Origin of the sequence: Arthrobacter globiformis (assembly GCF_030818015.1) — a bacterium.
Taxonomy (GTDB): domain Bacteria; phylum Actinomycetota; class Actinomycetes; order Actinomycetales; family Micrococcaceae; genus Arthrobacter; species Arthrobacter globiformis_C.
Genome location: NZ_JAUSZX010000001.1, coordinates 667,302 through 687,368, shown reverse-complemented (window position 1 = coordinate 687,368; position 20,067 = coordinate 667,302). Strand labels below are relative to the sequence as shown.

The following is a 20,067-nucleotide window of genomic DNA, read 5'->3' as shown; positions in this document are numbered from 1 at the left end:
CAACAGTGACCCAGCAACAGACCGCCGGACCGCCCGCCGCAGGGCATGCAGACCCGGCCGAGGAATTCCTCGACCGCCAGACCCCGCTCAGCCGAATCCGCAACATCCTCCACCGCTATCCCGCGCTCAGCCCGGCCATTGTCCTGCTTGTTGCGGTGGTGGTCTTCGGGCTCCTCAATGAGAGGTTCCTGCGTGTCGAGAACCTGTCCCTGATCACCCAGCAGGTCTCGGTGGTGGGAACCCTCGCAATCGCCCAGACCCTGATCATCCTCACCGCCGGCATCGATCTCTCGGTGGGCGCCGTCATGATCCTCTCATCCATGGTGGTGGCACAGCTGGCCGTCGGCAGCGGCACACCCGCTCCGCTCGCTCTCCTCCTCGGCCTCATCGTGGGTCTGGCAGCCGGTGCGCTGAACGGTTTCCTGGTCACCAGGTTCCGGCTCCCCCCGTTCATCGTCACGCTCGGAACGCTGAACATCTTCATCGCCGTGACGCTTCTCTACTCCGGCGGCTCCACAGTCCGCGGCTCGGCCATGCCCGGTCTGCTGACATGGATGGGAAGCACATTCCCGGTCGGACCTGTGCGGATCTCCACCGGCGTGGTCATGATGCTCCTGCTCTACATCGCGGTCGCGTTCATCCTCGGAAAGACCGCCTGGGGCCGGCACGTCTACGCGGTGGGCGATGACAAGGAAGCCGCCCGCCTGGCCGGCATCCCTGTGAACCGGGTCCTGATGAGCGTTTACCTCGCAGCCGGGGCCGTGCTGGCTATCGGCGCGTGGATCCAGATCGGCCGCACGAACGCAGCCAGCCCCAACGCCGGCGTGGACCTGAACCTCGACTCCATCACCGCCGTCGTCATCGGCGGAACCAGCCTCTTCGGCGGACGCGGCTCCATCTGGGGCTCCCTCCTCGGGGCGCTGATCGTCGGCGTGTTCCGCAACGGCCTGTCCCTCGCCGGCCTCGATGTGCTCTACCAGACCCTCGCCGTGGGCGTCCTCATCATCCTCGCTGTGTCGATCGACCAGTGGATCCGAAAGGTGAAATCATGACCGCCACAGAATTCCAGCCGGCCAAGACGGAGGTCCGCCAGCCGATCCTGCAGGCCAGGAACCTCGTCAAGACCTTCGGCCGCGTTGTGGGCCTGGACGGCGTCAGCCTCGACCTGTACCCGGGCGAAGTCCTGGCGATCATCGGCGACAACGGTGCCGGAAAATCCACGCTCATCAAGTGCCTCACCGGCGCCGAGGTCCCTGACTCCGGCGAACTGAAGGTCTCCGGCGCGCCGGTCCACTTCAAGCGTCCGCAGGACGCCCGCGTCCACGGCATCGAAACCGTCTACCAGAACCTTGCGGTATCACCAGCACTCGACGTCGCCTCCAACCTGTTCCTGGGCCGTGAAGAGCGGCTTCCCGGCCCGCTGGGAAAGATCTTCCGCGTCCTTGACACCAAGGGCATGCGACGCAAGGCCAAGGAGGAACTGACCAGGCTCGGCATCTCGACGCTGCAGGACGTGACTGTGCCGGTCGAAAACCTTTCCGGCGGTCAGCGCCAGGCGGTGGCCGTGGCCCGCGCCGCCGCATTCGGCTCCAAGGTGGTGGTTCTTGACGAACCCACCGCAGCCCTGGGCGTCCGGGAATCGAACCAGGTCCTGCAGCTGGTCCGGGACCTCCGGGACAGGGGCCTGCCGGTCATCCTGATCAGCCACAACATGCCCCACGTGTTTGACGTGGCCGACCGGATCCACATCCAGCGCCTCGGCAAGTGCGCCGCCACCATCACCCCGCAGTCGCACAGCATGACCGACGCCGTGGCGATCATGACCGGCGCCGCCACAGCCTGACCAGGCAGCGCTACCCAAAACCCAGCCTCACCAAACCAGCGCCACCTTCGAACCAGCACGTCACCACCTCCGTCCGCGGGCCGGCTCCGGCCCGCGGACGGCCCCATGAAAGGCCCACCGTGATCCCAACCTCCAAAGCAGGACCTGCCAGCCCAGGAACCCGGGCGGCAACCCCGGATGTCATCGTCATCGGCGAAGCGCTGGTGGACGTTGTCGCCTCCGCGGAAGGTACCGTCGAGCATCCGGGCGGATCGCCGTCGAACGTTGCCTACGGGCTGGGCCTGCTCGGCGTCCGGACCGAACTCCTCACCTCGATCGGCGACGACGACCGCGGCCGGGCGATCGAGGCGCATCTGCACCGCGCCGGCGTCGCGCTCCTGCCCGGCTCCAGGACAGCGGGCAGGACGGCCACCGCCACCGCGACACTGGCTGCCGACGGCGCCGCTAGCTACGACTTCGACATCCACTGGGAATTGCCGCCGGTGGCCCCGCCGTCCCTTCCCAAGGTGCTCCACACCGGCTCGATCGCGACCTTCCTGGCTCCGGGGGCATCAGCAGTCAGGACCCTCCTGGAGCAGTCGCACCGCGAATGCGTGGTCACCTACGATCCCAACATCCGCCCGGCACTCCTTGGCAGCCAGGCTGAGGCCCGGACCATCTTCGAGGAGCTGGTCTCGCTCACTGACGTGGTCAAGCTGAGCGACGAGGATGCCAGATGGCTGTACCCGGGCCTGCAGCTCGAGGACACCGCAGCACGGATTCTGGGGCTGGGTGCGGGGCTGGCGGTGGTAACGCGCGGTTCCGAGGGGTCGCTGCTTGCCACTACCGACGTGCAGCTGGTGGTGCCGGCCGTCCGGTCCACCGTGGCCGATACCATCGGCGCCGGCGATTCCTACATGGCGGCACTGATCTACGGACTGCTTGCGCGGGGAACGGATGGCCTGGCGCCGGCCGTCCTGGAAACGCTGGGACGCACCGCCTCGAAGGCCGCCGCGATAACCGTGCGCCGCCCCGGAGCCAATCCGCCCACGGCGGCCGAGCTCCTGGCGGACCTGCCTGAGGAGGAGGCGGCGCCCGCGGAGGTGGCGTCCGCCGCCGTCTCCTAAGGTACCGCGCGGCGGCTGGGCCAGTCCTGCGAATGCCCTGGCCACAGGGCTGGCCCAATCCCGCGCCGCCACAGGCGGGTCCGGAAATTACCGCATCCGCGCCGAGCGTCTCCGTAGACTGAGGTGCATGGCATGCCGTATCAGCGAACTTGTCCTCAACTGCGCCGACCCCGAACTGCTCGCGCGGTTCTGGAGCGAGCTCCTCGGCTACGTCGAGCTCGACCGGGAGGATGGTGCGATCGAGATCGGCCCGCCCGACGCCGGGTTCGGCGGCTTGCAGCCCACCATCATCCTGAGCCCCAGCAGCGACCCGCGGACCGGAAAGCTCCCCCTGCACATCGACGTCAACCCCGTCGACCGGGACCAGGACGCCGAGCTAGAGCGGTTGCTGGCCCTCGGCGCCCGTCCCGCCGACGTCGGGCAGACCGGCGACGAGCAATGGCACGTCCTGGCCGACCCCGAGGGCAACGAGTTCTGCCTGCTGCGCAAGCGGCTTGAGCCCATCAGCTCCTAGGACAGCTGCCCGCCGGTCCCAACCGCCGAGTGCCGCGCCTGCCCGTCCACGAATGTCGCCAGGACCCGGGCCGCTGCAAGGTCATCCGGAGCAGCAGTCAGCGGATCCACGTCGAACACCGTGAAGTCGGCGCGCTTGCCCACTGTGATGGAGCCGGAAACCGCCAACTCCCCCGCTGCCCGGGCGGCGTGCGAGGTGTAGCCTTCGAGCGCCTGACGGGCCGTGAGGGCCTGGCCGGGAACAATCGGCTGTTCGCCCGGGTGGCCCGACCGCCGTCGTAATTGCGCGTCCGCCAGGATGGGCAGCGGTTCGAAGGGGGCGATCGGCCAGTCGGAGCCGAGTCCCAGGACGGTTCCCGCAGCCCGGAGGTCCGCACACCGCCAGGCGTTGTTTGCCCTTTCCGTGCCGAGCCGGGTGGACCAGTTGTCCGAGTGGTCGGCGCGGGAGTAGTGCGTACAGTGGGTCGGCTGCATGCTGGCGATAAGGCCGGATCGGGAGAACCTTCCGATCAGCTCATCGGGAACGGTCTCGAGGTGTTCGATCCGGTGCACTCCCGGCAACGCCGGAGTAGCCCCTGTGCCCGGAGGCAGGGACTCGAAGGCGTCCAGGACCGCGGCCACCCCGGCGTCGCCGATTGCGTGCGTGGCCGTGGGAATGCCGCGCCCGGCGAAGAACCGCACGGCCTCGGCATACTCCTCGGGCCGGGGCCAGAACGGTGCCACCGCCTTCGATTTCGGCCTGGACGTGGTTATCGGCGGCCTGCGGGCGAAGCTCGGCGCTAGGACATAGCCCTCCGGCGCGCGAGCAGGGTTGCGACGCCCCACAGCGCCAAGAATGCCGCCACCAGCAGCAGCCCGGCATCGCCCAGATCGACGCCGGCCAGCCAGGCGGTAAGCGGGTCCTTCAGCCCGAACGCCGCATTGAAGAAGCCGCCGAGGGTTATGACTGCGACGAAAAGCGCGGACAGGGCCGAGAGCCCGGTGATGACGGCGTTGAACCCAAGTTTGCGCAAGGGATCATGGACGGCTGACTTGTACATCCGCATCATGGCAACGCCGTTCGTCGTGTCGCACAGCGTCATGGCGGCGGTGAACGCGAGCGGCAGAGCCAGCAGCGCGACGGGCGAAACACCCGCCAAGGATGCCGCCGCCGTCATCACCAGCAGTCCGATGGTGGTGGCGGTATCAAAGCCGAGCCCGAACAGGAACCCGATCACGTACACGTTCCTGGGCCGCCGCACCCTGGACAGCGGCCGGGCCATAAGACGGGCAACAAAGCCTTTGGCTTCCAGTTCCCCGGCAAGCACCGTTCCGCCGCCGCGGACCCTGCGGTAGGACCGGGCGGCACCGAGAAACGCCGACCCGTTGAAGATCCCCATGGCCAGCAGGAAAAGGCCGGAAACCCCGCTGCCGATCAGCCCCAGGACCAGGTTTCCGGTGCTGCCCTCCGTCATGAACCTGCCCACCAGCGACACTCCGGAAACCACCAGCGCGCCAGCCAGGATCACCACCGAACTGTGCCCCAGGCTGAAGGCGAATCCGACGCTGGTGGGATCCTGCCGCTGGGCCACGAACTTCCGCGTGGAATTGTCGATCGCGGCGATGTGGTCCCAGTCGTAGCTGTGCTTGATGCCGGCCAGATAGGCCGTGAGCACCAGTCCGAAGGCCAGCGGCTGCCCCGACGCTGCCGTGCCCGCAACCAGGAGCACGACGGCGGCAAGATGCAGGACGCCCACGGCACCGAAGGTGGCCAGCAGGCGCGTCCGGAGCGGCAATTGCTCACGCTCGCGGTACATGGCTGCGAACTGGGTCAAGGTAGTCATCAGTACTTCCTGAGGTTCAGGGGCGCCTGGCCAAACCAGCGTTGACGGAGAAGGCCGCTGCAGCCACCCAGTAGCGTATTGAGTTTTTCGGTGCTGTTGGACAGGGACCGGAGCACCAGGGCCGTGATGCCGTCCATTGTGGCACTGAGCGAGACCCCTGTGTAGGCGTCGAACTTTTCGGCCAGCCGGTGCAGTTCGTCGGCGAGCGCCTGGTCCACGCGGGCGTCCACCACCACCAGCGAACCCATGTGGCTGTAGCCCTCCATGAAGCCGGTGCCGGTGACGTCGTCGAGCGGCGGCCGGACCAGCAGGTTGTCCAGGGCGAGCAGCCGCGTGTCCCCGCCCGTCTCCACGCGGATCTCGTTGCGGAGCCGCAGCTCCTCGTACCGGAAGGAGGCTCCGTCCGGAGACCACCCCGGCGTGATCACCTCCGCCATCACCAGGCTCGACGTCGGCCGTACCGTGATGTGGGTGTTCTGCCGGTAGCTGGCCTCCCGGTAGGCGATGACCTGATCAGGCGCCAGCTCCAGCCGCGAGCCCTCCCCCAGCCGGACGCTCATACGCTGCTCGGCAAATGATCCTGGGGTCCGGTAGATCTTCGTCGCCGACTGCGTGGTAAGCAGCAGGTCGGCCCCGTCACCCACCTCCACGTCCAGAACGTAAAGGTCGGCCCCCAAATAAGCCCCGCCAGGATTCACGACGACGTAGCAAACCTGCCCGCTGTCATCAAGATAGTGCGGCCGCAAAACCCGCAAGGCGCCCCGATGGTACTGGTGCGACGTAAAGGACTTCCCAGCACGCACGGCGACTTGCAGCTCAAGCTCCCCCATTGGCGACTTAAGCGCTGAGGCGGCGAGGCCGGATTTTGGGGCCGCGGCGTGGTGGGCACCGCGAAGCGGGCACGGCCCCAAATCCGGCGAAGCCGCCGGACCCAGCCCGGCCGCCGATGAGGTGACCACCTGAGTTGCCGCCCTCGTGCTCATTGGGCCAGGTCGAGCATCAGGACATCGCGCCGGATCCATTCGATGACGTGCTCGAGGCCTTCGTCCGTCTTGAGATTGGTGAAGCAGAACGGCTTGGCGCCCCTGAACTCGCGCGAGTCCCGTTCCATGACGGCGAGGTCGGCGCCGACGTGCGGGGCGAGGTCTGTCTTGTTGATGATGAAGAGGTCGGACTTGATCATGCCCTGGCCGGCCTTCCGCGGGATTTTCTCACCCTGCGCGACGTCGATGATGTAGACCGAGAAGTCCACCAGCTCGGGGCTGAAAGTGGCGGAGAGATTGTCGCCGCCGGACTCCACGAATATCACCTCCAGATCCGGGTGCCGCTGTTTGAGCTCCTCGATGGCGGCCGTGTTCATCGACGTGTCTTCGCGGATGGCGGTGTGGGGGCAGCCGCCGGTTTCGACGCCGATGATGCGGTCCTCGGGCAGGATGCCGTTGGCGGCGAGGATCTTGGCGTCCTCGATCGTGTAGATGTCGTTAGTGATGGCGGCCATGGAAATTTCCGCGCTCATGTGGCGCGTGAGCCGTTCCACCAGCTGGGTCTTTCCGGCGCCGACGGGGCCGCCGATGCCGATCTTGATTGGTTCAGTCATGTTGTCCTCCTGCTAGCTCATGAACATGCGGGCACGCTGGCGCTCATGCCTCATCTGTGAAATCTCCAGTCCTGGGCTGACCGCCCCGAAGTCGTCCGGCGCCAGGCGGGCGGTCCGCTCGACGGCGGCAGCAACGGCGTCGTGAGCGTTCCGCAGCACGCGCTGTCCGGCGGTCTGCCCGAGCGGGATGGCGCGGACGGCGTTCTGCGTCAGGGACGTGACCGTGGCGAAAAGGTACGCGGCGAGCGCCTCAGCCGATGGAACCCCAAGTGAACGGGCGACGACGGCGAACGCCAGCGGCTGATGGCCGGCAGCCCGGCCCCCGCTCACCAGCGCCCGGTACTCCGACAGCTCGGCCGAGGGAAACACTTCGGTGCCGATTTCGAGCAGCCGGTTCCCCATCTTGATGCTGGCCTCCCGCACCTGCCGCGGCAAGAGCTGCGCGGTCAGCAGCCCATCCAGCTCAGCCACAGGAGCGCCGTCATACAGGAACCGCATGGCGAGTGCATCCGAATAAGTCAGCTGCTGCGAAAGGAACGCCCCCAGCCACAACCCAAAGGACTCCTCGTCATGGACCAACCCGCGGTCGATGTAGGTCTCGAAGCCAAGGGAGTGCGCAAAAGCCCCTGTAGGGAGCGCGGAATCGGTCAGCTGCCGAAGCGCGAGCTGGTAGCTAGTGACTGTGTTCAGCATGGCGGAAAGGCACTGGCATGACGCGCTGCTGGCGGTCGTAGGGCACTCCGACGTGTTTGAGGTAGTCCTCGACGGTGTGGTCGTACTGGCACACCATGACTTCGGCACCGTACTCGGAAGCTTCGTCGAAGAACTGCGCCTGCAGGTGCCGGTTGCCGAGGGAATGCGCCACAGTGCCCATCTCGTGGATGGCCCGTGGGGCGATCACCAGGACGTCGGTGGGCAACACGGAAACCACGATCATGTTGGTTTCGGCCAGGTGCAGCACGTCGCCGTCCCGGAGGTCGGCCGATCCCGCTGGAAGCCGGATGCCGATTTCGTTGCCGTGGTCTGTGGTGACGCGCTGGATGCGCTTGACCAGCTGGGCGCTGGGCAGCACCACCTTCTCCCGGTGCACGCCGATGTAAGACTCCGCGGGTTGCTCGTGCAGGTTGCCGAGGACTTTCTCGATGATCATCTGAGTCTCCTAGAAGAGGAAGTAGCGCTGCGCCATGGGCAAAATGTCCGAGGGTTCGCAGGTGATCTCTTCGCCATCCACAGTCACCGCGTACGTTTGCGGGTCCACCTGGATGTCAGGCGTGGCGTCGTTGTACTTCAGGTCCGCCTTGGTCAGGGTCCGGACACCCGAGACAGGCCGGATGACCTTCTCCAGGCCAAGTTCGTCCGGCACGCCGGCGTCAATCGCGGCCTGGGACAGGAAGGTGATGGAGGACTGCTGCAGGGCCTTGCCGAATGTGGCGAACATGGGGCGCATGGTGCGCGGCTGCGGTGTGGGGATGGACGCGTTGGCGTCGCCCATCAGGGCGTAGGCGATCTGGCCGCCCTTGAGGACCAGCTCGGGCTTCACACCGAAGAACGCGGGATCCCAGAGCACCAGGTCTGCGAACTTGCCTTCCTCCACTGAGCCGACGGAGTCCGCCATCCCCTGCGCGATGGCCGGGTTGATGGTGTACTTCGCCACGTACCGCTTGAGGCGGAAGTTGTCGCTCTCCGCGCCCAGACCGGCAGCGGAACCGTGCGCCCCGCCGTCGGGGTCCTTCAGGACGCCGCGCTGCTTCTTCATCTTGTCCGCCACCTGCCAGGTGCGGGTGATCACCTCACCCACGCGCCCCATGGCCTGCGAGTCCGACGACGTGATGGCGAAGATGCCGAGGTCCTGCAGGACGTCCTCGGCCGCGATGGTCTCCGCGCGGATACGGGAATCGGCGAACGCCACGTCCTCGGGAATGTCCGGGTTGAGGTGGTGGCACACCATGAGCATGTCCAGGTGCTCTTCGATGGTGTTACGGGTGTAGGGCAGCGTGGGGTTAGTGGAGGCGGGAAGCACGTTTGGCCGGCCGGCGATTTTGATGATGTCCGGCGCGTGGCCGCCCCCGGCGCCTTCGGTGTGAAACGTGTGGATGACGCGCCCGCCGATGGCCCGGATGGTGTCCTCCACGAAGCCGCATTCATTCAGCGTGTCCGTGTGGATGGCCACCTGCACGTCATACTCGTCCGCCACCTTCAGCGAGGTGTCGATCGAGGACGTGGTGGAACCCCAGTCCTCGTGGACCTTGAGGCCCACCGCGCCAGCACGGATCTGCTCGGCCAGCGGCTCGACGGTGGAAGCGTGGCCCTTGCCGAGCAGCCCGATGTTGACGGGAAGCCCTTCCGCGGCCTGCAGCATGCGCTGAATGTGCCATTTTCCGGGAGTGACGGTGGTGGCCTTCGTGCCTTCGGCCGGTCCCGTACCGCCGCCCACCATGGTGGTCACGCCGCTGCAGAGGGCCGTGGCGGCCTGGTCCGCGGAGATGAAGTGGATGTGTGTATCCACTCCCCCGGCGGTGAGGATCTTGCGTTCGCCCGCGATAATCTCTGTACTCGCGCCGATGACAATGTCCACGCCATCGGCAATCTGCGGGTTTCCGGCCTTGCCGATCCGGAAGATGTGGCCGTCCCTCAGTGCGACGTCAGCCTTGTAGATCCCGGTGTGGTCCAGCACCACCACATTGGTGATGACACTGTCCGGCACGGCTCCCCCCTGGACGTCCCCGTCCCGGGTGGCCTGGCCGTTCTGGCCCATGCCGTCCCGGATGACCTTGCCGCCGCCGAACACCACTTCCTCGCCGTAGTTCGTGAGGTCCTTCTCAATCTCAAGGAACAGGTCGGTGTCCGCCAAACGGATGGCATCGCCCGTCGTCGGGCCGTAAAGGTCCGCATACTGTCTGCGGGACAATTCGAAACTCATTGGTGTCCGCCTTCCCGGTCAACGCCGTCCTGGTCAGTGGCGTCCCGGTCAGTGGTGTCCCGGTCAGCGCCGAGGCTGCCGTTCACCGCGTTGCTCAGGCCGTAAACCTCCCGGCTGCCGGCCAGCCGAATCAGCCGGACAGTCTTCCCGTCGCCCGGTTCGAACCGCGCGGCGGTGCCGGCGGGGATGTCCAGGCGCCGCCCATAGGCGGCGCCCCGGTCGAATTCCAGCGCCGGGTTCGCCTCAGCGAAGTGGTAGTGCGAGCCCACCTGCACGGGCCGGTCACCGGTGTTATGGACGACAACGTCGATCGCCTCCCGGCCCGCGTTGATGACCAGCGGTTCAGGACGCAGGACGTACTCTCCGGGAATCATGGCGCCCCCTATCGGATGGGGTTGTGGACGGTGACGAGCTTGGTGCCGTCAGGGAAGGTGGCTTCGATCTGGACGTCGTGGATCATCTCCGGCACGCCCTCCATGACGTCGTCGCGGCTGAGCAGCGTGGTGCCGTAGCTCATGAGTTCAGCCACGGTGCGGCCATCCCGCGCACCCTCGATGAGTTCATAGCTGATGATAGCCACGGCTTCGGGGTAGTTAAGTTTGAGTCCGCGCCTCTGCCGCCTGCGGGCGAGGTCGGCGGCGACCACGATCATGAGCTTTTCCTGCTCACGGGGCAGCAGATGCATGAGGATCCCTTCAATGGCCAGCGGGTCGGCGTGGGACCCAGACTAAACCGCGTTCGTTTCCGCCACATTTCAGAAATGTCAGGTCCGCCCCCCAGCGGCCGCGCCTTTCAACGGCCTCCGCTGAGCCGGGCGAGGATCTCATTGCTCGACTGGACAGGCTGGCGGTAGGTGGTGGACAGGATGCGCAGCATGTCCGCTGCGTCCTGGCTGTCCTCCGACGCCATGGCGTCCTCCGCGTACGTGACGCGGATGTTGTGGGCGAAGGCGTCCGCTCCGGTCTGGGCAATGCAGTTGTGCGTGGAGACGCCCGCCAGCACCACTTCATCGGCGCCCCAGTTCCGCAGCCGGGACAGCAGGTTGGTGCCCACGAAGGCGCTGTCCCGCGTCTTGCTTAGCTGTGGCAGGCCGTCGGTGACGAGGCCTGGCACAGCCTCCGCCTGTTTGCTGCCCCGGAAAATGAAGCCCTGGTCGTCGTCGAGCATGTTCAGCGTCCATGTGGATTTATCCCGCTCGTGCTCGGTGCCAACCAGCAGCGCCTTGTACCCACTGGACGTGAAGCCCTCAAGGAGCGTGTTGCAGGCGCTGACCAGCCGCTCCTGCTGGGCTGCCAGTTCCGGCGCCTCGAAGTAGGCGTTTTGCATGTCGATGATGAGCAGGGCAATCATGGGTGCACCTTTCGTTCACTGTGCCGGTGCCGGTGACGGTGACGTACCCGTTCGGGGACCCTGCGAAACCCGGGCTGCAAATTTACGGTGCGGAGGCACGGATCCGCAGTTCAAATTGTGCTTCCACATGCGTGCCTTCGGCGGCCTTCTCGGCCCCCTCGATCCGGTCGATCAGCAGCTGCACGGACCGCTCGGCGATCTCGTTCATGCCGGGTGCAACAGTGGTCAGCGACGGGGACGAGAACCGCGCTTCATCGATGTCGTCGAACCCGGCCACGGCTGCGTCTTCGGGCACCCTGACCCCGCGGAGCAGCAGTTCGTGCATCGCGCCCAAAGCCAGGACGTCGTTCAGTCCAAAGACGGCGTCGAACGGCTGGCCGCTGTCGAGGAGCCTGGCCACCGCCGACGAACCACCGTCACGGCGCCACTCCGACGGAACAATAAGGGCCGGATCAAAGTCCACCCCCGCGTCGGCCAACGCCTCCCGGTATCCGGCCAGCCGAAGTCCAGGCGAACCGGCACGGTCCCCGGGAGAGGCACCGATCACTGCAATACGACGCCGGCCTCCCGCCAGCAGGTGGGCCGTCATGGCCCTGGCCGCGCCGACATTCTTCATGGTGACGAGGTCGAACCGCGGGTCGTCGATGTGCTCTCCGAGCATCACGAGGGGTTTGGTGCCGCGGCGGGCGGCGGCCACCGCGTCCGCGTCGAGCACCAGCGGCGTGAACAAGAGGCCGTCCGTCAGCTGGCTCAGGGATCCCTGCAGGGCTGTGAGCTCGTTGGCCCTGGTCGCCGCAGACTGCTCGACCAGGACGCGGTAGTCCCGGGCGGCTGCCACCGTCATGAGCTTGGAAGCGAGCTCCGCGTAATACGGCACGGAGAGGTCGGACACCACCAGGCCCAGCATGCGGGACTTTCCGGAACGCAGGCTCCGCGCCGTCAGGTTGGCCTCATAGCCAAGCTCGGCGACTGCGTCCAGCACCTTCTGCCGGGTGGCCGGCCTGATGAACTCATAGTTGTTGAGCACATTCGACACGGTTTTCAGGGAAACTCCGGCCGCACGGGCAACATCGTTCATTGTCACGGCCATGCAGGGTCCTTTCGCGGCAGACACCCCCCTCGGACATCTCTCTCCGGTACATCGTTGCAGAATGCAGGCCGCCCCGCCCGTCAAGAATTTCCCAAGGTGGGTCCCGCACCCTTTCTGCAAGGTCTCTTGGCTCTGGGGCCAGGCAACGGCGTCTGGTCCCAGCGACAACCGGCGGTGTCCCCCATAAGCGGCGGCCACCGGCGGGACCGGTCCGGAAGCGGTGACCTCTTAAGCGTTAAGCGGCGGCCACCACCCCGGGCGGCCACCAAGGGGCGCGGCAGGACAGGGTGGGGAACGTTGCGGCGGAAGGGGGCCGAATTGTTGCACGGTGCAGGGGGGTCCATCGAGGGATTACCCCCGTCAGAACGGCAGTTTGCTCTTGTGGTTTCCCATCATGCCCGCACACCGTACCGGGGTTCCGTTCCCCGGTGCGGAGACGGGGGTCCCGAACCGGTTGGCGGTGCCGAAGGCCGGGGATCCGGCCTGGAGTTCCTGGCCCGGCTCGGTTCGGGACCCGTCCGCATCACTTCGGACGTTATCGCGAACCTGGACGGCGTCGCGGGAGCAGTTGTGCTTGCCACGTGCAACCGGTTCGAGGTCTATTGCGACGTCACCCCGGCCGCGGATCCGGACATCACCAGGAGGCGCGTGCTGGGTCTCATCAGCGCATGCTCGGGTATTTCCCGCGAGGAACTTGGCCGGGCCCTGGACTGCCTGAGCGGCACGGCCATGACCGAGCATCTCTTCTCGGTGGGGGCCGGCCTTGACTCGGCAGTGGTAGGCGAACGGGAAATCGTCGGGCAGCTGCGCCGCTCGCTTGCCTCGGCCCAGGAGGCCGGAGCGGCCAGCGGATCACTGGTCCGGCTCTTCCAGGCAGCCTCCCGTGCCGCCCGCGAAGTTGGATCGCTGACGGCCCTGGGTGAGGCCGGCCGCTCCATGGTGTCCGTTGCCCTGGACCTGGCCCTCTCAAAGCTGGGATGCCAGGACCTGTCCGGCCTGTCCGTGGTGGTCATCGGCACCGGCGCCTACGCCGGATCCACCCTTGCCCTCCTGGCGGCAAGGGCGTGCCCGGCGGTGGCCGTGTTTTCCTGGTCCGGACGGGCCGAGGCCTTTGCGTCAGCCCGGGGTGCCACCGGCCTGACCTCTGAGGATCTGCCCGCTGCCGTCCGCGGAGCGGATGTGGTGATCGGCTGCAGCGGCCGCGGCCCCAGGCTCAGCTCAGAGGACTTTCGCGCCTTTCGGAAGGGCGCTGGCGCTCCGCTCGTCGTCGTCGACCTCGCCCTCAGCCGGGACTTCGAACCGGAAGCGGGCGAACTGCCCGGGCTTGACCTCATCACGCTGGAGCATGTCAGGCTGGCTTCGCCGCGTGAACAAACCGACGTCGTCCGGCATGCCGGTGAACTGGTCCGGCAAGCCGCCCTGCGTTTCGAGGAGGACCGGCAGGTGCGGCTCCTTGATCCGGCGATCGTGGCGCTGCGCGAACACATGCAGTCGGTACTGGCGGGTGAAGTGGCCCGGGTGAAGAACCAGCACGGCTGCACGGCCACCGCGGAAGCGGTGGAATTCGCCCTGCGGCGGGTGGTGCGGCAACTCCTGCACGTGCCCACCTCGAGGGCGCGCGAGCTGGCGGCAGCCGGCCGGCCGGACGAATACACCGCTGCCCTTGAAACGCTGTTCGGGCTGGACGTGACGGCGGGCGTCGAAGCGGCCAACGGGAAGGAAACCGGCCCGGCTGTAGAAACAGAAAAGATCCCGCTGGGCTGCCCGGCACGGGAGTGTCAGGGCCTTCTGGCCCCGGAGGACACCCTGCCGGCAGCGAGCTAGCCGGCGCAAATAAAAATTCCCCGGCTTCCTGTTGCCAGGAAGCCGGGGACTTTCCACTCTTCGCTAAAAGAGTGGGCCCTGTGGGGATCGAACCCACGACCCACGGATTAAAAGTCCGATGCTCTACCAACTGAGCTAAAGGCCCAAACTGCCTGCTGGAATGCGGACTTCAACAGCCTGCAAACGCGAAACAGTTCCCGTCCATTTCTGGACGTTTAATACTGTACCCCAGACGGTGGTGACTTCAGCACGGCGCCCCGCCGCCGTCGTCGAACGTGTCTTTGCGGGAGATAGCAGGGTTTCCGGCTGCCGGTGTGGGACGGGCCGGGCGCTGCAAGGGACGCTCGATTCCGGTTCCATGCAGGAGTAGCGTGGGACCATGAGCCAGAAAGCAGGAACCAGCGGCCCGGGCGGGGCGGAGCGGCACCACAAACCGAAGCCTTTTGCGCCCATTGATTTCGAACCTTTCGCAGGCGGCGCCGATCCGGCGCGTGTCTCGGAAGCTGCGCACCTGGCCGCCCAGGCCCTGGTGCGCCACGGGCGGGACAGCGATGATCCCGTCATCACCAAACGGCTGGTCAAACTGGCCGACGAGCAGGGCCTTGAGGCAATAGCGGAAATGTGGGCCGAAAGCCCGGCTCGCTCGCTGCCCGGCGCGCTGTGGCGGCTGTATGCCCTCCGCGCGGCAACGGTGCAGGATCCCGAGCGCATCTCCGTTTATTTCAAGGCGGGCAAGGACACCGCCCAGGTCTCCAACGTGGTGGCCGGCGCGGCCGAGCCACCGGGCGCCGATGAAATGAAGAACATGGCCGACGCCATCCTGTCCGGGGCCTTCGACGGCGACTTCGACGTAGCGCTGGAGCGGTCCGCCGCGTTCTGCCGCGTGGTGGCGCTGGGCCAGGCCACGCTCGCGGACGGCGCGGAACATTCAAACGAGAGCCACGCGCGCAAGCTGACACGGAACTCCCACCTGCTCGTCAAGACCGCAGAGGACCTGGAACACGCCGCCAACGCGTGGCGGCTGGGTGAGCTGGACTGACCCATCAGGCCCGATCTGTCAATGTTGACTTGGCCCAGCCAAAGTAGAAGACTGAAATAGGTGCCGAACCGCGAAACCCCCGGGCTTCAACATTTAGCCGCCTAGAGCGGCCTACCGCCGAGAGGCGTATCCGGTTCGGCACCATTCTTATGCCCCAACGCAGGTGCCGGTAAAGTACTGACTAGCTGCGGCTCGGACGTCAAGTCAAGAACTCCCGCGGCGTCCCGCCCTGACGATCCTCCGGAGACCGGTACTCATGAAGCTGCGCCTTTTTCCCCAGGAGCCCGCAGGCCTGAACCTTCTTTCGCAGCTGGCCCGGCAGATCGTGTTTGCCAGCGCCACCATGGCGGAAATCCTGGGCGCGCCGGCCACAGAACACCACCGGCTGGTGGAGGACATGCACAACCATGAGGCGAAGTCGGCGGAGCTGCACTTCGCCTTGCTGACGCACATGCGCACCAGCTTTGTGAATCCGCTCCCCCGCGAAGACATGTACGCCCTGTCGCAGAGCCTGAACGAAGCGATTGAGAAGCTGGATGCCGCGGCCGAGCTGGTGGCGCTCTACAACCTGGACCGGCTGCCCAAGCGCGCCGCCGACCAGCTGGAGATCATCAGCAGGCAGGCCGAACTGACAGCTGACGCCATGCGCCGGCTGAACAACCTGGACGACCTTGAGGATTACTGGATCGAGGTCCTGCGCCTGGCCAAACGGGCCGAACGGACCCATCGCATATGGGTCGCGGACATGCTCAAGGACATGAAGTCCACGCAATACGCCCGGCACAGGGACATCGCCAACCAGCTGGTCGACGTCACCAAGGACATGCGCCGCATCGCCACCCAGGTGGGCAGCATCATCGTCAAGGAATCATGAGGTGACGCTGTTCATCTTCGCCCTGGTGGTGCTCCTTAGCGCGGCATTTGCCTTCATCAACGGCTTCCGGGACGTGTCCACGTCTGTGGCCCTGGCCGTGCGCACGCGCGCCCTGACCCCCACCGTCGCCGTCCTGCTGGCCGCCCTTTTCAACCTCATAGGTTCCCTTCTAAGCGCCGCGCTGGCGGTGGCCATCAGCCAGAACTGGGTTATTCTTCCGCCGGGGGACAGCGGCCTGACCATCATCGCCGCGGGCCTCGCCAGCGCGTGCGCCTGGGGCATTTTCCTGTGGTGGCGGGGCGTTCCCTCCTCCTCCACGCATGCCCTGGTAGGTGGACTGGCGGGCGCCGGAACCGCCAGCGTGGTGGTGGGCGGCAACTCTGTGGGCGGTGTGGACCAGTCGCTCCTGTTCCAGGTGGTCCTCCCCCTGGCCCTCTCGCCTGTTGTTGCCTTCGTCGCCGCCTACCTGCTGGTGTTTCCCGTTACCTGGGCTGCGCGCTATGCCCAGCCGAACGTGGTCAACAAGCGGTTCCGGGCCGCCCAGTCCATTGCCGCCGGCGCCGTGGCCTTTGGCCACGGGCTGCAGGATGGCCAGCGGATCAGCGCAGTACTCATCCTGGCGCTGCTGGCCGCCGGCTACTCCGACGGCGGCTCGCTTCCCCTGTGGGCGGCGCTGCTGTCCGCGGCCATGATTACGGTGGGCACCCTCTTTGGCGGCTGGCGCATCTCGCACACCATTGGCTACCGGCTCACCCGGATCGATCCGCTGCGCGGTGTGGTGGCCCAGGGCTTCAGCGCCCTCCTGCTGTTTATTGGCGCCATCGGGCTGCACTGGCCCCTTTCCACCACCCACACGGTGACGTCCTCCGTGCTCGGCGCAGGCGAAAACCAGCACTTCGCCACCAGCCACCGCAAACTGGTGATCCGGATCCTGTCGCTGTGGGTCCTGACGCCGGCAGCCACGGCCGCGGGCGCCTTCGTCCTCGAGCTGGCACTCTCCCCGCTCATCGCCGCCTAACACTCATCGAATGCTGAACAACGGCCCTTCTGAGCGTTCAAAAGGGCCGTTGCGGAGCACTTGACTGTGGGTGGGCCCACAGCCGCAGGGGTCCCCGGGCGAGCGCGCGAGCCTGGGGTGCGGCTGGGGATTATCCGAAGCGGCCGGAGACGTAGTCCTCGGTGGCCTTCTGGCTCGGGTTGTTGAAGATGGTGCTGGTCTCGGCGAACTCTATGAGCTTGCCCGGTTTGCCGGTGCCGGCGATGTTGAAGAACGCCGTCTTGTCCGAGACGCGGGCAGCCTGCTGCATGTTGTGGGTCACGATGACCACGGTGTACTGGTCCTTGAGCTCGTCGATGAGGTCCTCAACGGCCAGGGTGGAGATCGGGTCCAGCGCGGAACACGGCTCATCCATGAGGATCACCTGCGGCTCCACGGCAATGGCGCGGGCGATGCAGAGGCGCTGCTGCTGGCCGCCGGACAGTCCCGAGCCCGGCTTCTCCAGGCGGTCCTTGACCTCGTTCCACAGGTTGGCGCCCTGCAGGGAACGCTCCACCAGGGCATCGGCCTCGCCCTTGGACATCTTCTGGTTGTTCAGTTTCACGCCGGCCAGGACGTTGTCCCGGATGGACATGGTGGGGAACGGGTTGGGCCGCTGGAACACCATGCCGATCTGGGAGCGCACGGTCACCGGGTCCACGCCTGGCCCGTACAGGTTGTCGCCGTCGAGCAGCACCTCGCCCTCAACGCGGGCGCCCGGCAGCACCTCGTGCATGCGGTTCAGCGTGCGCAGGAAGGTGGACTTGCCGCAGCCCGAGGGGCCGATGAACGCCGTGACGGACTTGGCCTCGATGTTGATGCTGACGTCTTCCACGGCCAGGAAATTGCCGTAGTACACGTTCAGGTCTTTGACGTCGATGCGCTTGGACATGATGTTCCTTAACTTGCTCGTATGAAATGAAGTCTAGAGCCCGGCTACTCGAGCCGAAATACGATCCGGTATGGCGGGCCGGCCTAGCGGCCTGTCTTCGGGGCGAAGACCCGGGCAATTAGGCGGGCGCCGAGGTTGAGCAGCATCACCAGGATGATGAGGACCAGGGCCGCACCCCATGCCCGCTGCGCCGACGGATCGGGGTTGGACGGGGAGGTGGGGTTCAGGATCTGGGTGTAGATGAACGTGGGCAGCGAAGCCATCCACCCGCCGAACACGTTCTTGTTGATGCTCGTCGCGAACCCGGCAGTCACCAGGATGGGTGCCGTCTCGCCGATAACCCGGGCGATCGCCAGGGTGACGCCGGACGCAATGCCGGAGATCGCCGTCGGAATGACCACCTTGAGGATGGTCCGCCACTTGCGGACGCCCAGCGCGTAGGAGGCCTCGCGGAGCTCGTTGGGCACGATCTTCAGCATTTCCTCGCTGGAGCGGACCACCACCGGGATCATCAGCACGGACAGTGCGACCGCGGCGACGGCGCCGGTCTTGGTGCCGGGCCCTACCACCGCGAAGAAGAACGCAGCAGCGAAGAGGCCGGCGACGATGGACGGGATGCCGGTCATGACGTCCACGAAGAATGTGATGGCGCGGGCCAGCGGGCGGTCATTGCCGTATTCGACAAGGTAGATCGCCGTCAGCAGGCCCACCGGAACGGAGATGACGGTGGCCAGCAGGGTGATCTGCACGGTGCCCACGAGCGCGTGGTAGATGCCGCCGATGACCGGCCCGGTGCCATCCGCCGCCCGGTTGTCGAACACACCGGTGACGCCGTTCATCGAGGTCCCCAGGAAGCCGGGCTTGAGCACTCCCGGGATGCCGTTGACCATGACGGTCCAGATGACGGAGATCAGCGGGAGCAGGGCGATCAGGAAGGCGCCCACTACGAGGCAGGTGGCGAGCTTGTCCTTGGCCTTGCGCGCGCCCTCAACGGCGGCGCTCCATCCGACGAGTCCTGCGGCGAACAGGATGGCGGTGACCACTCCCCAGCCGAAGGCATTGAATCCGATCAGGGCAAGGATGGCGGCACCGAGGACCAGCGCGACGCCCAGGACCACGTAAGGGGCGTACTTGGGCAGCTGGCCCTTGGTCAGGGCGGACCGCTTGCGGACCGGGGTCAGGGTGGAGGTCATTTAGTTGGCTCCCGAGAATTCTTTGTGCCGGCTGATGATCCACCGGGCGATCATGTTGACGGCGAGGGTGATCACGAACAGGACCAGGCCCGCAGCGATCAGCGTGCTCACCTTGAGGCCGCTGGCCTCGGGGAAGTTCAGGGCGATCTCGGCGGCGATGGTCTGGTTGCCGGACTGGATCAGGCTGGCGGTCAGTGCGCCGGAGGACAGCACGAGCGCCACGGCCATGGTTTCACCCAGGGCGCGGCCGAGGCCCAGCATGACGGCGCTGATAATGCCCGGGCGGGCGAAGGGCAGCACCGACATCTTGATCATTTCCCAGCGGGTGGCGCCCAGTGCAAGGGCTGCTTCCTCGTGCAGCTTGGGGGTCTGGAGGAAGATCTCGCGGGACAGCGACGTGATGATGGGGATCACCATGACGGACAGCACGATCCCGGCGGTCAGGATGGTCTTGCCCGTGGCAGAGGCCGGACCGTGGAAGATGGGCAGCCAGCCCATGTTCGCGGCGAGCCAGCCGTAGGCGGGCGAAATCTGGGGGGCCAGGAAGGCGGCGCCCCAGGCACCGTAGATGACGGACGGGATCGCGGCGAGCAGGTCGATCACATAGCCGAGGCCGGACGCGAGGCCGCGCGGGGCGAAGTGCGAGATGAAGAGGGCGACGCCGATGGACACCGGCGTGGCGATGGCCAGGGCGATGATGGCCGCAATGAGCGTGCCGACGACGATCGGCCAGATGTAGGCGAAGAAGCCCTCGCCGCCCTGGATGTCCGCTGCGGGGGCCGTGAAGGCGGGAATCGCCTGGATGACGAGGAAGAGCGCCACGCCGAACAGTACGGCAAGGATCAGGCAGCCTGCCGCGAGGGCCGCTCCGGAGAAGACTTTGTCCCCGGCGCGGCCGGCGCCTCGGGAACTGGTCAGGGAGGTGGTGGTCATACCCGGCCCTTCGGTGTTGTTGATGCGTCAGATG

At 66.5% G+C, this 20,067-nt stretch carries 22 protein-coding genes and 1 tRNA gene; 8 read left to right on the top strand and 15 right to left on the bottom strand.

Annotated elements, in window-relative coordinates; genetic code table 11:
* Positions 1-5 precede the first annotated feature (5 nt).
* The 4 genes from QFZ23_RS03195 to QFZ23_RS03180 all read left to right on the top strand — a co-directional run bounded on the left by QFZ23_RS03195 (position 6) and on the right by QFZ23_RS03180 (position 3,463).
* Positions 6-1,052 (top strand): ABC transporter permease, encoded by a 1,047-nt coding sequence (locus QFZ23_RS03195; protein WP_306920494.1) that lies wholly within the window; start codon positions 6-8, stop codon positions 1,050-1,052.
* Positions 1,049-1,843 carry an ATP-binding cassette domain-containing protein gene (locus QFZ23_RS03190; RefSeq protein WP_306920493.1) on the top strand — a complete coding sequence of 265 codons (795 nt, stop codon included), beginning with the start codon at positions 1,049-1,051 and terminating at the stop codon, positions 1,841-1,843. Before QFZ23_RS03195 ends, QFZ23_RS03190 begins: the two co-directional genes overlap by 4 nt.
* Before the next feature lie 119 nt (positions 1,844-1,962).
* Positions 1,963-2,949, top strand: coding sequence for a carbohydrate kinase family protein (locus tag QFZ23_RS03185; RefSeq protein WP_306920492.1), 987 nt, complete (start codon positions 1,963-1,965; stop codon positions 2,947-2,949).
* 127 nt (positions 2,950-3,076) lie between these two features.
* Positions 3,077-3,463 carry a VOC family protein gene (locus QFZ23_RS03180; protein WP_306920491.1) on the top strand — a complete coding sequence of 129 codons (387 nt, stop codon included), beginning with the start codon at positions 3,077-3,079 and terminating at the stop codon, positions 3,461-3,463.
* Here QFZ23_RS03180 and QFZ23_RS03175 read toward each other — a convergent pair.
* From QFZ23_RS03175 to QFZ23_RS03125, 11 genes are all read right to left on the bottom strand, one after another.
* A complete protein-coding gene (locus QFZ23_RS03175) occupies positions 3,460-4,185 on the bottom strand; it encodes an amidohydrolase family protein (protein WP_306920490.1) in 726 nt (241 codons plus the stop codon). The two genes, QFZ23_RS03180 and QFZ23_RS03175, sit on opposite strands and share 4 nt — an antisense overlap.
* A gap of 56 nt (positions 4,186-4,241) precedes the next feature.
* Positions 4,242-5,285 (bottom strand): HoxN/HupN/NixA family nickel/cobalt transporter, encoded by a 1,044-nt coding sequence (locus tag QFZ23_RS03170; RefSeq protein ID WP_306920489.1) that lies wholly within the window; start codon positions 5,283-5,285, stop codon positions 4,242-4,244.
* On the bottom strand, positions 5,285-6,115 hold the full coding sequence (locus QFZ23_RS03165; protein ID WP_306926632.1) for an urease accessory protein UreD: 831 nt from the start codon (positions 6,113-6,115) through the stop codon (positions 5,285-5,287). The genes QFZ23_RS03170 and QFZ23_RS03165 overlap by 1 nt, the downstream gene beginning before the upstream one ends.
* Positions 6,116-6,264: 149 nt before the next feature.
* Positions 6,265-6,882 carry an urease accessory protein UreG gene (ureG, locus tag QFZ23_RS03160; RefSeq protein WP_306920488.1) on the bottom strand — a complete coding sequence of 206 codons (618 nt, stop codon included), beginning with the start codon at positions 6,880-6,882 and terminating at the stop codon, positions 6,265-6,267.
* A 12-nt stretch (positions 6,883-6,894) separates the two neighbouring features.
* Positions 6,895-7,575, bottom strand: a complete 681-nt coding sequence (locus QFZ23_RS03155) for an urease accessory protein UreF (protein WP_306920487.1) — start codon at positions 7,573-7,575, stop codon at positions 6,895-6,897.
* On the bottom strand, positions 7,556-8,032 hold the full coding sequence (ureE, locus tag QFZ23_RS03150) for an urease accessory protein UreE (RefSeq protein WP_306920486.1): 477 nt from the start codon (positions 8,030-8,032) through the stop codon (positions 7,556-7,558). Before ureE ends, QFZ23_RS03155 begins: the two co-directional genes overlap by 20 nt.
* A gap of 9 nt (positions 8,033-8,041) precedes the next feature.
* Entirely contained in the window at positions 8,042-9,802 is a 1,761-nt protein-coding gene (gene ureC / locus QFZ23_RS03145) for an urease subunit alpha (RefSeq protein WP_306920485.1), read from the bottom strand.
* Positions 9,799-10,176 carry an urease subunit beta gene (locus QFZ23_RS03140; protein ID WP_306920484.1) on the bottom strand — a complete coding sequence of 126 codons (378 nt, stop codon included), beginning with the start codon at positions 10,174-10,176 and terminating at the stop codon, positions 9,799-9,801. Before QFZ23_RS03140 ends, ureC begins: the two co-directional genes overlap by 4 nt.
* Before the next feature lie 8 nt (positions 10,177-10,184).
* On the bottom strand, positions 10,185-10,487 hold the full coding sequence (locus tag QFZ23_RS03135; RefSeq protein WP_306920483.1) for an urease subunit gamma: 303 nt from the start codon (positions 10,485-10,487) through the stop codon (positions 10,185-10,187).
* Between the two features lie 107 nt (positions 10,488-10,594).
* Positions 10,595-11,152, bottom strand: a complete 558-nt coding sequence (locus tag QFZ23_RS03130) for a cysteine hydrolase family protein (RefSeq protein ID WP_306920482.1) — start codon at positions 11,150-11,152, stop codon at positions 10,595-10,597.
* Between the two features lie 82 nt (positions 11,153-11,234).
* Complete coding sequence (locus QFZ23_RS03125; protein WP_306920481.1) at positions 11,235-12,242, bottom strand: LacI family DNA-binding transcriptional regulator; 1,008 nt, start codon at positions 12,240-12,242, stop codon at positions 11,235-11,237.
* Positions 12,243-12,725: 483 nt separating this feature from the next.
* Between QFZ23_RS03125 and QFZ23_RS03120 the strand changes: the two genes are divergently transcribed.
* Positions 12,726-14,066 carry a glutamyl-tRNA reductase gene (locus tag QFZ23_RS03120; protein ID WP_373427918.1) on the top strand — a complete coding sequence of 447 codons (1,341 nt, stop codon included), beginning with the start codon at positions 12,726-12,728 and terminating at the stop codon, positions 14,064-14,066.
* Between the two features lie 72 nt (positions 14,067-14,138).
* Here the strand turns inward: QFZ23_RS03120 and QFZ23_RS03115 are convergent.
* Positions 14,139-14,211 (bottom strand) — tRNA-Lys (locus QFZ23_RS03115).
* 234 nt (positions 14,212-14,445) lie between these two features.
* On the opposite strand from QFZ23_RS03115, the gene QFZ23_RS03110 reads away from it, so the two are divergent.
* The 3 genes from QFZ23_RS03110 (at position 14,446) to QFZ23_RS03100 (ending at position 16,997) form a co-directional block, all read left to right on the top strand.
* Positions 14,446-15,105, top strand: a complete 660-nt coding sequence (locus tag QFZ23_RS03110) for a hypothetical protein (RefSeq protein ID WP_306920479.1) — start codon at positions 14,446-14,448, stop codon at positions 15,103-15,105.
* Positions 15,106-15,361: 256 nt separating this feature from the next.
* The gene (locus QFZ23_RS03105) at positions 15,362-15,979 is read left to right on the top strand and encodes a DUF47 domain-containing protein (protein WP_306920478.1); all 618 of its coding nucleotides are present in this window, start codon (positions 15,362-15,364) and stop codon (positions 15,977-15,979) included.
* 1 nt (position 15,980) lies between these two features.
* Complete coding sequence (locus QFZ23_RS03100) at positions 15,981-16,997, top strand: inorganic phosphate transporter (protein WP_306920477.1); 1,017 nt, start codon at positions 15,981-15,983, stop codon at positions 16,995-16,997.
* A gap of 130 nt (positions 16,998-17,127) precedes the next feature.
* Here the strand turns inward: QFZ23_RS03100 and pstB are convergent, their stop codons facing one another.
* From pstB to pstC, 3 genes are all read right to left on the bottom strand, one after another.
* Entirely contained in the window at positions 17,128-17,907 is a 780-nt protein-coding gene (gene pstB, locus QFZ23_RS03095) for a phosphate ABC transporter ATP-binding protein PstB (RefSeq protein WP_306920476.1), read from the bottom strand.
* 83 nt (positions 17,908-17,990) lie between these two features.
* Positions 17,991-19,100 (bottom strand): phosphate ABC transporter permease PstA, encoded by a 1,110-nt coding sequence (pstA, locus tag QFZ23_RS03090; RefSeq protein ID WP_306920475.1) that lies wholly within the window; start codon positions 19,098-19,100, stop codon positions 17,991-17,993.
* Positions 19,101-20,033 carry a phosphate ABC transporter permease subunit PstC gene (pstC, locus tag QFZ23_RS03085; protein ID WP_306920474.1) on the bottom strand — a complete coding sequence of 311 codons (933 nt, stop codon included), beginning with the start codon at positions 20,031-20,033 and terminating at the stop codon, positions 19,101-19,103. It lies immediately after the preceding gene.
* Positions 20,034-20,067: the final 34 nt, after the last annotated feature.

Bases quoted from the DNA above. Each gene is read 5' to 3' on its own strand.
- QFZ23_RS03190 (WP_306920493.1), top strand. From the start codon at position 1,049: ATGACCGCCACAGAATTCCAGCCGGCCAAGACGGAGGTCCGCCAGCCG.
- QFZ23_RS03180 (WP_306920491.1), top strand. From the start codon at position 3,077: ATGGCATGCCGTATCAGCGAACTTGTCCTCAACTGCGCCGACCCCGAA.
- QFZ23_RS03170 (WP_306920489.1), bottom strand. From the start codon at position 5,285: ATGACTACCTTGACCCAGTTCGCAGCCATGTACCGCGAGCGTGAGCAA.
- QFZ23_RS03165 (WP_306926632.1), bottom strand. From the start codon at position 6,115: ATGGGGGAGCTTGAGCTGCAAGTCGCCGTGCGTGCTGGGAAGTCCTTT.
- ureG (WP_306920488.1), bottom strand. From the start codon at position 6,882: ATGACTGAACCAATCAAGATCGGCATCGGCGGCCCCGTCGGCGCCGGA.
- QFZ23_RS03155 (WP_306920487.1), bottom strand. From the start codon at position 7,575: ATGCTGAACACAGTCACTAGCTACCAGCTCGCGCTTCGGCAGCTGACC.
- ureE (WP_306920486.1), bottom strand. From the start codon at position 8,032: ATGATCATCGAGAAAGTCCTCGGCAACCTGCACGAGCAACCCGCGGAG.
- ureC (WP_306920485.1), bottom strand. From the start codon at position 9,802: ATGAGTTTCGAATTGTCCCGCAGACAGTATGCGGACCTTTACGGCCCG.
- QFZ23_RS03140 (WP_306920484.1), bottom strand. From the start codon at position 10,176: ATGATTCCCGGAGAGTACGTCCTGCGTCCTGAACCGCTGGTCATCAAC.
- QFZ23_RS03135 (WP_306920483.1), bottom strand. From the start codon at position 10,487: ATGCATCTGCTGCCCCGTGAGCAGGAAAAGCTCATGATCGTGGTCGCC.
- QFZ23_RS03130 (WP_306920482.1), bottom strand. From the start codon at position 11,152: ATGATTGCCCTGCTCATCATCGACATGCAAAACGCCTACTTCGAGGCG.
- QFZ23_RS03125 (WP_306920481.1), bottom strand. From the start codon at position 12,242: ATGGCCGTGACAATGAACGATGTTGCCCGTGCGGCCGGAGTTTCCCTG.
- QFZ23_RS03110 (WP_306920479.1), top strand. From the start codon at position 14,446: ATGAGCCAGAAAGCAGGAACCAGCGGCCCGGGCGGGGCGGAGCGGCAC.
- QFZ23_RS03105 (WP_306920478.1), top strand. From the start codon at position 15,362: ATGAAGCTGCGCCTTTTTCCCCAGGAGCCCGCAGGCCTGAACCTTCTT.
- pstB (WP_306920476.1), bottom strand. From the start codon at position 17,907: ATGTCCAAGCGCATCGACGTCAAAGACCTGAACGTGTACTACGGCAAT.
- pstA (WP_306920475.1), bottom strand. From the start codon at position 19,100: ATGACCTCCACCCTGACCCCGGTCCGCAAGCGGTCCGCCCTGACCAAG.
- pstC (WP_306920474.1), bottom strand. From the start codon at position 20,033: ATGACCACCACCTCCCTGACCAGTTCCCGAGGCGCCGGCCGCGCCGGG.